The following is a 6,637-nucleotide window of genomic DNA, read 5'->3' on the forward strand; positions in this document are numbered from 1 at the left end:
TGCAGGCAGCAAACAATAGGAAACTGCGCTGATCGGTTTGATTGGCAGCGTGCGTCCAGTTCGCTCAGGGAGTGGTCGTCAGGCCAGAATTCAAGAAGGGAATTTCCACCGGCCGCGTGGCAAAATATCAACGCTCTTACAAAGATCCAGGATAAAAATGCAAGGACTGACCTTTAGAACTGATCAAGATTTTGAGGAAATTTGCTGCTACCTCATGAGGGACTGGGTCGCGCGGAATATGAGGTATGACGTGCAATTCAGAAGATACGGCGGAAATGGGCAAAGGCAGCATGGCATTGACATTTTTCCTGCCGTTGGCGGCTACTCAGTGTTTGGGCAGGCAAAATTTGTTAATCAACTAAACTCTACAGACGTTACGGCTGAGTTGAGTAAGACCGATTCCTTCCCTGAGCCGATTGGTTGTTATGTGATTTTCACAACGGCAAATCGCCATACCAGCATAAATCATCATCAGTTCCATGGCACTCAACACAAAAGGCTGGATGGATCGATTTTTCCGGTTCACGTGGTCTATTGGGGTGAAATTTCTGATATTAGTTTTATCCCACAAGATGTCTGTAAGAGAATTTTCCCATCAGCATTTCAAGTTGCCAGGAGCGCATTAACGCCTCAGCAGATGGCGGATTCCATAGCCACACTTCAAAATATTGTTCCTTCATATTTCAGGTCTGACTTTCTCGACTGGCTCGAAACATGGGACTTTTCATGTGGTTACATTCCATCTGTGCATTATGACGCCGTGGACAATCTTTACATTGAGTTGGATCGGGTAGGATGGGGAATGAAGGGTGTCAATGATTTTTTATATGCCCAAGGTCGCATTGACTTATCTCGTGCGCTTCCGGCTGGCGATGCCTTCTTTTATGCTCTCACTGAATTTCGAGATTCAATATATAACTACATAGCTTTTGTGCGCGGACAGGATGGGCAGGGCTACGTTACATTGCAAGGAATGGATGGGCGCGGCGCAACAGATTTCCCAAAGATTACAGAGCAGTGGAGCATGAGGGCGCGCCATTTGGCCAATATGTATCGCGAGAAAATCCTTGGTCAGCAAATTCAATAAATAAGAAATACTGAATGAGTTGCCTAATGATCTGGTTTCTCTGTCATCACAAGTATTTTTTGAAGCTGCCCGCAGTCAGGCTCACGGCCAGTCCCAGCAAGGCTGCGCTGGGCAGCAGGATCAGCAGTGGATGCACAGAGATCGGCAAGGCCAGGTACGTGACCCACGGCAGCACGGCCAGCGGCATCAGGCTCGCCTTCGCGCGGTGGTAGATGAAGCCGGATTCCCGGCCTGCGCCGAACCGGCGCACGTCCCGCCGCACAAGACCGTCGATCAGGCCGACGAACGCCGCGGTGCAGATCAGCGGCAACGTGAGCACCAGAACCAGCAGGCGCACCAGAAACGTGAGGGTGGTGAAGGCCGCGGCAATCAGGTAGTTCTCGGTCCAGACATAGACCTGGCTGATGTAGTAGCGAAAGTTGCGCCCCCCGTCCTGGATCCTCCCGTGGCTCGGCGCGCGGGCGCGCTCGGCGGTCTGGCTCATGCGCTCCAGCAGCCCGGAGCGAACGAATACCCATTCGTAGCCGGTATCCACCAGTTCGTGCGCGGTGCGCCCCGGCTCCTGCACGACGACGCTGCGCGTGAAGTGGCTGGACAGGTGCCCCAGTTCGTACTGCAACATCTGCTGCGAGTGCCGCCAGCCCTGGTCCTTCCAGAACAGGTGCATGCCGACGCACTCCACGACGATCGAGAACAGCAGCGAGCCGATCAGCACCCCGAGCAGCCGGAACGGCAAGGTGATGGTGCCGACGATCAGGCCCTGGCGCTGGTTCTGCTCCCGTTGTGCAGTCGAGGCGGCGTCCTTCATGGCGAGGCCTTGTTGCCGGTGTCCTCGTCGGTGGCAATGGCCACCGCGGGAGGTTCGGCCGCAGCGGCGTCATCCAGCAGGTCGTCGGGCAGGCCCGTGTCCTGCAAGGCGGGGGAACTGGTGAACTCCCACCACTGCGTCGCTTCGCTGTAGCTCTGGCGCATGTACCCGGCCAGTTGCTGCAAGTCTGCCGGCATCACTTCGTCCGGGTCCGGCGCCGGCAGCGGCATGCGCACTTTCCAAAGCTGGCCGCCCTGCAGCAACGCGAAGCACTGGCCTTTCGGCAGGCCGACGACGTGCGACGGCTCGATCATCGGCACGCTGGACATGCTGATGCGGTCCTGAGTGTTCGACGTGAAATCCGTCGCCCCGCGAATGTCCGAGCTGTCGGTCGCGCCGCTGACGATGGTGGTCGTATAGACCTCGACCTTCGGCAATTGCCGGGTCAGCAGTTCGGCGGTCGCGGTCTCGCGCACGCGCAGCATGAACAGGTTGTTGAAATTCCCGATCACCTGGCCTGCCTTCGCGCGGTTGCCGATGCGGGCCTCGATGTCCGACAGGGTCTGCGTGTACGCAGTGACTTGCAGGCCGGCACCGCCGCCCTTGTTGATCAGCGGGATGAACTCGTCGCCCATCAATTCGTTGAACTCGTCGGCATGGACGTTGATCGGCACGCGCGCACCGGCCGATGCGCCCGGCAGGCCATCGTCGATCCCATGCTTGTAGATATGCCCGGCGACCGACACGAGATCGCTGAACATCGAGTTGCCGACCGCGGTGGCGACCTCGGCGTCGGAGAGCGCATCCAGGCCCACATAGACGATGGCCCTCTTACGGATGATCTGCATCCAGTCGAAGATCGGGCGCGGGTCGGCCAGGTCGGAGTAGTTCGGGGCCAGGAGCTGCGCGATCTTGCCGCTAGTGAGCTTCTCCAGCAGCGGCAGCAGCGATGCGACGATCTTGTCGAAGTACGTCTTGTCGTAGCGAACCGCCGAGCGCAGGCCATCCAGCACCGGGTCGTAGTTGCGCGCCTGCGAGAGGTACTGCTCCAGCGCCACCACGCGCTTCTCGCGCCCGATCATGTTGCGCGGGATGTTCTTCTCGTTGAGCTTGGCCTCGATCTGGACAATCACCTCCCAGGCCCTGGGCTCGGTCTTGGCGAAGTAATGCTGGGCGTACTCGATGAACAGCGCGTCGATGTTGATGACGTGCCGTTGGATCAGCATGTAGTCGGGCCGCTGTCCCAGCTCCACCAGGGCGCGGGCAATGATGTTGACGAACCGCCACGCAAACTCTCGGAAGGCGGCCGAGTTGCCTTCACCGGAAAGCTGCCCCGCAACGCGGGTGGCGACTTCCGATATACGCCCGAATCGCCCCACGGCGTTGTAGCGCGCGGAGATGTCCGGCCATCCCAGGTGGAAGACGTAGAACTCGCCTTCGCGGCCGGCGCGCTTAGCCTCGACGTACATCCGCTTCAGGAGATCGGCATCGCCCTTGGGGTCAATGACGATCACCACCTCGTGCTCGCCCGCGGCGTTCACGCGCCGGATGTCCTGGGTCACGAATAGTTCGGCCAGCCGGGTCTTGCCGACGCGCGTCGTGCCCAGCACCAGCGAGTGGCCGACGCGCTCGCCCAGCGGCAGGCTGACGTCCATCTCCTCGGGTTCGATGCCGTGCAGGCGCGGCAGGCCGCCCACAGGCGGCAACGGCCGCACCGGGTTGAAAGGTACGTCCCAGCCGGTGAGTTTCGACAGCCGGGACAGCGGGAACGGCGCGTACTCCAGCCGTTCTTCCAGCCGTCGCGCCAGCCGGTAGGCTGGTGTGGGCTCGACGTAGCGGCGGAACTCCGGCCGGTACGTTTGCATGAGCCTATGGGTGTGCTTCTGCTCCCACAGGAACCCGCGCCCCACGAACAGCCGCTGCTGGCTGACCGGCACGTCCTTGCTGGTCATCACGTAGCGCGGCAGGCGGCGGATGTTGCGCCGGTAGCGCAGGATGACGCGGGCATCGCGGTAGCGGATGGCACCGTAGGCGCCGAACGCCAGCGCGCTGCCGACGCCCATGGACGGGCTCAGCGCGAGCGACCATGGGGCCACCAGGGAGAGAAACGCGGCGCCCGCGCATGCGGCAACGGTGTATAGCTCCACCGCTGGGCGAAGCAGTACCTCGACCGGCTGTTTCCCCGACATGGCTTCATTGCTCGATGCCGGTGGCTGTGATCAGCACCGGGTAGTGCCGCAGGCCCAGGCGCTCGGCCAGGTCGTCGCCGGACATGGGCGCGAGGGGTACGCCGGGCACCAGGGTGCGCAGCCGCGCCAGGCCCTGCACGGTCTCGACGTTGACCACCAGACCGACCGCGCCGCGCTCGCGCAGCGCGGCTGCCTGGCTGCGCAGCCAGGCCCGAGATGCCTCGTCGTCGCCGACGACAACGAAAGGCCGCAGACCCGGAGCCTCGATGACACGCCGCGGGACGGTGCCGGGGGTGAGCTTGGCGCTGCGCACCGGCAGCATCGCGGCCTCGTCCGCCGGCGTGGCGGGAACCTGGGGCGTCGGGATCGGCGGCCGGGCCGGTGCGTTGGTGCGCGGCTGGAGGTTCAGGGCTTCGTAGTACGGCAGCGCCGACGCGCCGCCGCGGTCTTCGACCACGATCAGCGGCTCGCCGGCAAGCGAGGCCAGCGGCAGACCCGCCAGCAGTACGAGCAGGCCACGCAAGGCCAGATGGGATGTCGTCATGGGGATGTCTCCTTGCGTGCGGCGAGAACCGCGGCGGTTGGGCGTGCGCCCTGCACCCGGGCGAGGTGGCGCGACACGCTGCGCCGGTAGCGGGCGGCGGGCTCGCCACCCGCGGGGCGGTGGTAGCGGCCCATCGCCAGCAACCAGTCCTCGCCGGGGGCGTGTTGCTCGCGCAGGATCTCGGCAGCGATGGCGAGATTCCGGTACGGGTCGAGCAGGTCGCAGGCGCTGGCGTAGCGCTGCTGGTGGTAGCCGAGGTTGATCTGGCCCAGGCCCGCGTCGATGCGCGTGTGCGGCGTGGAGCGCATCGCCTGCTGCAAACCCGCGCAGGCATCGGCGCGGGTCGCATAGCGGCGTGATTGGCCGGCGACGTTGAGGGACCACGGCCACGGGACGATGCGTCCGTTACGGCGGATGCCACTCTCCTGCAAGGCCACGGCGTAGAGCACCGTCGAGGGGATGCCTGCGCGCTGCGCGGCGAGCTGGTAGGCCGGTGGCGGAACCTCCTGGGCTTGGGCGACGCAGGCGCATAGGCCAGCGGCGAGCACCAGTGTGCGCAGGGGGGCGGCTATGGCTGGCGCTGCCATTGGCCGTTCACCTCGCGCACGACCGCCGGCAGGTCGCCGGGTACCCCCAAGGTCAACCAGCGGCCGCCGTCGTGGTTGAGCGTGATGCTGCCGCTGCGCACGCGCGCCGGATCGACGTTCGCGCGCTTGGCCCAATCGCGGATGCGCGCGTCGTCCTGGCGGCTGCCGACCATGTACAGGTCGAATTCGGCGCCCGAGGATTGCAGGCGCTGCACGAGCTGGCCGCAGGCCACGCAGTTATCTTTCACGAACACTGCCGTGCGGCCGGAGCCGCGCGTGGCCCCGGCGACCGGCTTGTCGTCCGGCAGGTTCACCCGCTGCATCCCGGGGTTCAGGCGCTGCCAGGCCTCGTCATAGGCCCGCTGATAAGCGAGCAGTTTCTCCACGCGGCGCGCTTCGACCTGCACCTGCAGCTCGGCGTAGCGTCGCCGTTCCTCTTCGGTACGCGCCTCGATGCCCAGGGCCGACAGCGGGTCCAGGTTGGGCGAATAGATGCCCAGTGGACCGTCCATCAGTTCGCGATAGCGCGCCCACTCCTGAGGTTGAAGGCCCCAGTCGCTCGCCACCCGGTCGTCCAGAATGCGGGCGACCAGCGGGCGTTCCTGACTCTGCGCATTGCGGGCGGGAGCCGTGGCGGATTGCTGCGCCCACGCGGGCAACTGGGTGGACGCCAGCAGAAGCGCGGAAAGGATGATCGACGGCTTCATGTGGTGTGCTCCGTTCAGGGGATCGCCACGTGGCGGGTCTGGTCGCCGGCCTGGAACACCGCAGTGCTGCCCTCGACGGCCTGCAAGCGCCACGGGCCGACCGCATCGCCGGGTAGCAGCACCTGAAGCTGGTCGGGCGTGAAGTCGCCATTGCTCGGCGCGACGGACACGCTGCGCTCGCCGGCACGCAGTTCGGCACCGACGATGCGGAACGGGAGCGGCGTCGGTTCGGGCTTGGCGGTGGGCTTGTTCCTGGTGCGCGGCTGGGCGGGTGCAGCGGCGCGCGCAGCGGTCTGCCGCGCCTTGATTTGCTCGACTTCGGCGCGCAGTGCCTGAAGGTCGTCGGCGGAGGCATAGGCGCTCAGCGATTTCTCGACCTGGGCCGCGCGTGCTTCCAGGATTTGGCGGGTGTCTTTGAGGTCTGCCGCCGTGGCGACGGCTGGACGCTGCTGGATGGCCTCGACGGTCTCGGCCAGGCCTGTTGCCTGCGCTTCGAGGCGTTGCAGGCGGGAATCGAGGCGCTCCTGGTCGGCCTGGTCGTTCATCGTCTGGTAGCCGAGGGCAACGAGGACACTGAGGCCGATCAGCCAGAGCCACATCAGGCTCTGCACCACCACGGCGGCCGTTGAACGATGGGCGGGCTGCGGGGCGTTCATGGCTGGCCTCCCGATGCCGCGGGCGCCAGCGGGAACGTCTGCACCGCCTCGGTGGCAGG

General features: G+C 64.5%; 7 protein-coding genes. 1 reads left to right on the top strand and 6 read right to left on the bottom strand.

The window, feature by feature from the left end; genetic code table 11:
• The first annotated feature begins 157 nt into the window (after window positions 1-157).
• Window positions 158-1,087: a hypothetical protein gene (locus tag ACPEH1_RS18235; protein WP_003821104.1), complete on the top strand. Its 930-nt coding sequence runs from the start codon at window positions 158-160 to the stop codon at window positions 1,085-1,087.
• Between the two features lie 46 nt (window positions 1,088-1,133).
• Here ACPEH1_RS18235 and ACPEH1_RS18240 read toward each other — a convergent pair whose 3' ends face one another.
• The 6 genes from ACPEH1_RS18240 to ACPEH1_RS18265 are packed head-to-tail and all read right to left on the bottom strand — an operon-like array spanning window position 1,134 to window position 6,578.
• Window positions 1,134-1,895, bottom strand: a complete 762-nt coding sequence (locus ACPEH1_RS18240; protein WP_003821103.1) for a TIGR03747 family integrating conjugative element membrane protein — start codon at window positions 1,893-1,895, stop codon at window positions 1,134-1,136.
• Window positions 1,892-4,084, bottom strand: coding sequence for a type IV conjugative transfer system coupling protein TraD (gene traD, locus ACPEH1_RS18245; protein ID WP_003821101.1), 2,193 nt, complete (start codon window positions 4,082-4,084; stop codon window positions 1,892-1,894). The genes ACPEH1_RS18240 and traD overlap by 4 nt, the downstream gene beginning before the upstream one ends.
• Window positions 4,085-4,088: 4 nt before the next feature.
• Window positions 4,089-4,628: an integrating conjugative element protein gene (locus ACPEH1_RS18250; RefSeq protein WP_003821097.1), complete on the bottom strand. Its 540-nt coding sequence runs from the start codon at window positions 4,626-4,628 to the stop codon at window positions 4,089-4,091.
• Window positions 4,625-5,215: a transglycosylase SLT domain-containing protein gene (locus ACPEH1_RS18255; RefSeq protein WP_003821096.1), complete on the bottom strand. Its 591-nt coding sequence runs from the start codon at window positions 5,213-5,215 to the stop codon at window positions 4,625-4,627. The genes ACPEH1_RS18250 and ACPEH1_RS18255 overlap by 4 nt, the downstream gene beginning before the upstream one ends.
• Complete coding sequence (locus ACPEH1_RS18260) at window positions 5,197-5,922, bottom strand: TIGR03759 family integrating conjugative element protein (RefSeq protein ID WP_003821095.1); 726 nt, start codon at window positions 5,920-5,922, stop codon at window positions 5,197-5,199. Before ACPEH1_RS18260 ends, ACPEH1_RS18255 begins: the two co-directional genes overlap by 19 nt.
• 14 nt (window positions 5,923-5,936) lie before the next feature.
• Complete coding sequence (locus ACPEH1_RS18265; RefSeq protein WP_003821094.1) at window positions 5,937-6,578, bottom strand: hypothetical protein; 642 nt, start codon at window positions 6,576-6,578, stop codon at window positions 5,937-5,939.
• Window positions 6,579-6,637: the final 59 nt, after the last annotated feature.

Origin of the sequence: Stenotrophomonas sp. NPDC077421 (genome assembly GCF_049545505.1) — a bacterium.
GTDB classification, from domain to species: domain Bacteria; phylum Pseudomonadota; class Gammaproteobacteria; order Xanthomonadales; family Xanthomonadaceae; genus Stenotrophomonas; species Stenotrophomonas nematodicola.

What these genes read in the sequence shown, in the direction of transcription:
- ACPEH1_RS18265 (WP_003821094.1), bottom strand. Translation starts at nt 6,578, where the DNA reads ATGAACGCCCCGCAGCCCGCCCATCGTTCAACGGCCGCCGTGGTGGTG.
- ACPEH1_RS18250 (WP_003821097.1), bottom strand. Translation starts at nt 4,628, where the DNA reads ATGACGACATCCCATCTGGCCTTGCGTGGCCTGCTCGTACTGCTGGCG.
- ACPEH1_RS18255 (WP_003821096.1), bottom strand. Translation starts at nt 5,215, where the DNA reads ATGGCAGCGCCAGCCATAGCCGCCCCCCTGCGCACACTGGTGCTCGCC.
- ACPEH1_RS18240 (WP_003821103.1), bottom strand. Translation starts at nt 1,895, where the DNA reads ATGAAGGACGCCGCCTCGACTGCACAACGGGAGCAGAACCAGCGCCAG.
- ACPEH1_RS18235 (WP_003821104.1), top strand. Translation starts at nt 158, where the DNA reads ATGCAAGGACTGACCTTTAGAACTGATCAAGATTTTGAGGAAATTTGC.
- traD (WP_003821101.1), bottom strand. Translation starts at nt 4,084, where the DNA reads ATGTCGGGGAAACAGCCGGTCGAGGTACTGCTTCGCCCAGCGGTGGAG.
- ACPEH1_RS18260 (WP_003821095.1), bottom strand. Translation starts at nt 5,922, where the DNA reads ATGAAGCCGTCGATCATCCTTTCCGCGCTTCTGCTGGCGTCCACCCAG.